The organism is Frankia sp. AgKG'84/4 (assembly GCF_023242965.2).
In the GTDB taxonomy this organism is placed as follows: domain Bacteria; phylum Actinomycetota; class Actinomycetes; order Frankiales; family Frankiaceae; genus Frankia.
In genome coordinates, this window is sequence record NZ_JALKFU020001227.1 from 1 (window position 1) to 2,468 (window position 2,468).

General features: G+C 77.0%; 2 protein-coding genes and 1 pseudogene. All 3 read right to left on the bottom strand.

Going from position 1 to position 2,468, the window contains the following annotated elements; all coding sequences use genetic code 11:
- A pseudogene (locus MXD58_RS29040) lies at nucleotides 1-357 on the bottom strand (hypothetical protein); the annotation flags it as partial.
- A gap of 113 nt (nucleotides 358-470) precedes the next feature.
- Nucleotides 471-1,088, bottom strand: a complete 618-nt coding sequence (locus tag MXD58_RS29045; protein WP_248839463.1) for an AAA family ATPase — start codon at nucleotides 1,086-1,088, stop codon at nucleotides 471-473.
- A gap of 63 nt (nucleotides 1,089-1,151) precedes the next feature.
- Nucleotides 1,152-2,468 (bottom strand): WD40 repeat domain-containing protein (locus tag MXD58_RS29050; protein ID WP_284678988.1); only part of this gene is annotated, 1,317 nt, incomplete at its 5' end.

Sequence of the window (2,468 nt, forward strand, 5' to 3'; positions counted from 1 at the left end):
GTGCAGCAGGGGGAGGGTCGCCGCGGGTGTCGCCGCCGGGGAGAACACGGCGAGCGCGGCGAGTACGACGGCGGTGGGGACCAGCGGGCGGGCCAGGCCGGCCAGGCCCAGCCAGGCGGCGAGGCCGAGGGTGACGTCGACGGTGAGCCAGCCGCTACCGGTATGGGAGGCGACCTGCCCCCACACGGTGGCGCCGACGAGCGGGGCGAGCGCGGCGAGGGTGATCGCGGTGAGCCGGCGGGGCACGCCGTCCGAGCAGGCCGGGTCCGAGCAGGCCGGGTCCGAGCAGGCCGGGTCGGGGCAGGCCGGGTCGGGGCTGGCCGGGTCGGGGGCGGTGGGGCAGACGGTGGGGTGCATGCGCCGAAGGTTAAGGTCGCCGCGCCGGGGCCGACAGCGACCAAAGTCGACGGTGGCGTACCGAAGGTCCGCGGTTCGGTGCGCGCCGGTGGGCCGGGTCGGCCGGGTCCGGATCAGGGGGCGCCCAGGGTGGTGCGGGCCAGGCGCCACAGGTCGTCGTGGACGTCCTCGGTGGTGCCGGTGACGGGCAGGTTGTGGAAGCGGGCGGCCTCGGGTAGCCCGGCGTAGGCGTCGGCGAGTGCGCGCAGCCGGGTGGGGTCCTCCCGGTCACGGCCGCGGTGTTCGACGCGGCGGGCGGCGCACGACGCGGGCAGGGTGCACCAGACGGTCAGGTCGGGTGCGGGGAAGAACCGGTAGAAGGCGCGTACCTGGCGTTCCCCGGGGCTCCCGCGGGTGCGCATGGCCGCGTACTGGCAGTAGGTGTAGCGGTCCATGACCGCGATCTGGCCGGACAGGCGGGACAGCAGCAGCGCCCGGGTGATGCCGACCGCGCGGAAGGCCGCTTCGAGCGCGACGTGGCGGCGGGCGCCGAGCAGGTCCGGGCCATCACGTCGGCCGAGGCGGTGGGCGAGCGCGTCGATCACCGGCCGGCCGCCGCCGTTCTCGAAGGAGCGGGCCGGTTGCCCCTCGGCGCGCAGCGCGGCGGCGAGGCGGCGGGCCTGGGTGGTTTTCCCGGCGCCGTCGACACCGATCAGCGCGATGATCGGCGGGCGATGCTGCCAGCGTCGCATCAGAGCAGCCTAGCGGCCTGTCCTGGGCTCGCGCGAGGCCAGCGGATCTTCACCTGGCCGCCGTCAGCGGTCGGCGTCGGTGGGGCTGGTGGGGAACAGGTCCCACAGGGCGGTGATGCCGTCGGCGCCGGCGACGGCGAGCAGCCGGCTGTCCGGGGCGAACCCGACGTCACCGGCGCCACCGCGGCCGACGGGCAGACGGGTCGGCGGGCCGGGATGGTCGGGGTCGGTGATGGTGCGCACGGTGATGGTGCGCTCGGCGCCGGCGGCGGCGAGGAGCCGACCGTCGGGGCTGAACGTGACGGCGTGCACCGGGCGGCGGTGGTCGTCGAGGGTCGCCAGGCAGGTGGGTCGGGTCGGGTCGGTGACGGTGTGGATTCGGATGGCATGGTCCTTGCCGGCGACGGCGAGCAGGTCACCGTCGGGGTGGAACGCCAGGGTGTGCACGGGGCCGCGGGCGGTGGTGAGGGTGGCGGTGGCCGTGGGCCGGGTCGGTTCCGCGAGATCCCACAGGATGACGGTGTGATCTTCGCTGCCGGTGGCGAGCAGGGTGCCGTCCGGGCTGAACGTCACCGCGCGTACCGGGCCGCGGTGCCCGGCGAGGATCGCGGCGCGCCGTGGGCCGCCGCGGTCGGCGAGGTCCCAGAGCAGGACCGCCCGGTCGTCGCCGGCGGTGGCCAGCAGGGTGCCGCCGGGGCTGAACCCGAGGTCGTGCAGGTAGCCGCGATGTCCGGTGAGGGTGGCCAGCGGGACGGGGCCGCCCGGGTCCCCGCCCAGGCGCCACAGCAGGGTGGTGCCGGCGTCGCCGGCGGCGGCGAGGGTCCGCCCGTCCGGGCTGAAGGTCACTGCCCGGGCCCATTCCTGGTTCAGGCGCCGGCCGTAGGCGACGGTCGCGCCGAGGCTGGGCGGGTCGGGGAAGGGCAGGTCCCACAGGCGCACGGTGGTGTCGGTGCCGGCGACGGCGAGCAGCGGCGCGTTCGGGCTGAACGTGACGGACAGTGGATGCCCCCGCTCCTGGCCCAGGCCGGCCAGCCGGGTGGCGTTCCCCCACGTCCGGGCCGTACCGGTCGTGGTCGTGGGCGGTGTGCGGGTGGTGGTGCGGGTGGGCGGGACGCTCGCCGACGCGGCCGCGGTGACGGGTGCCGGCGGGGTGACGGGTGCCGGGGGGCTGGTGGGTGCCGGGGGGCTGGTCAGGGCCGGGGGGTCCGGGGGGGTGGTCTGGGCCGGGGCGGGGTGGGGGGCGACGGTGGTGATCTGACGCAGCAGCCAGTCGCGGGCGACGGTGGCGTCCAGGCCGTGCAGGTCGAAGGCGAGCAGCGCCGCGTAGGGCGCGGGCCGCGGGCACTCCTCGACGCGGACCAGCAGGATCCGTCCCGCGCC